General features: G+C 59.5%; 1 protein-coding gene. It reads left to right on the plus strand.

The window, feature by feature from the left end:
- Nucleotides 1-171: 171 nt before the first annotated feature.
- The gene (locus Q669_RS17560) at nucleotides 172-678 is read left to right on the plus strand and encodes a reverse transcriptase domain-containing protein (RefSeq protein WP_022993274.1); all 507 of its coding nucleotides are present in this window, start codon (nucleotides 172-174) and stop codon (nucleotides 676-678) included.
- Nucleotides 679-730 lie beyond the last annotated feature (52 nt).

Raw genomic sequence — 730 nt, forward strand, 5'->3', positions numbered from 1 at the left:
GAAAGCTCTGTGCCTTACCCCGGGAGGTCTGCCACGTGTGGACGGACCCACTGAGAGACGAGCGATCGCCTCTGATCGCGTGGCAGAAATCAGCCGAGGGCATAGTAGGTTCGCCCGTGAACCGAAGGCCCGAACAGTGACAGGAGTCGAGTATCCGTGCAGGGGAACGGGATGGCATCCGTAAAGCAGCTTGCGCTGCCCCTGGTAAAGCCAGGGGATGAACCCGTTACCGGAAATCGGGAGCACTCGCACTCCGTTCAACCCTCACCATGGATGGCGCGTGTATTGAGCAGGGACAACCTCAATCGCGCCCTGAAACAGGTTCGACGTAACAAGGGAGCGCCGGGCATCGACGGCATGACCGTGGATGAACTGCCGGATTATCTGCGCCAACACTGGCCCGAGATCCGGCAGCAACTGCTCCAGCAGACCTACCGACCAAAACCGGTCCGGCGGGTCACCATCCCCAAAGCCAACGGCGGTTTCCGCCCTCTGGGCATCCCGACGGTGCTGGACCGCTTTATCCAGCAAGCAATCGCTCAGGTGATCCAGCAGGACTGGGAACCCCGCTTCCATCCACACAGCTACGGTTTTCGCCCGGGGCGTTCTGCCCATCAGGCAGTCCGATACGGACAGCATTGCGCCCGGGAAGGCCGTAACTGGGTAGTGGATCTGTAATCCCCCCATTTTTAACCGCTCATTTGAGTAGATGTCAATGGCCATTTATTTT

This window comes from Marinobacter sp. C1S70 (assembly GCF_000475355.1).
GTDB lineage: Bacteria > Pseudomonadota > Gammaproteobacteria > Pseudomonadales > Oleiphilaceae > Marinobacter > Marinobacter nauticus.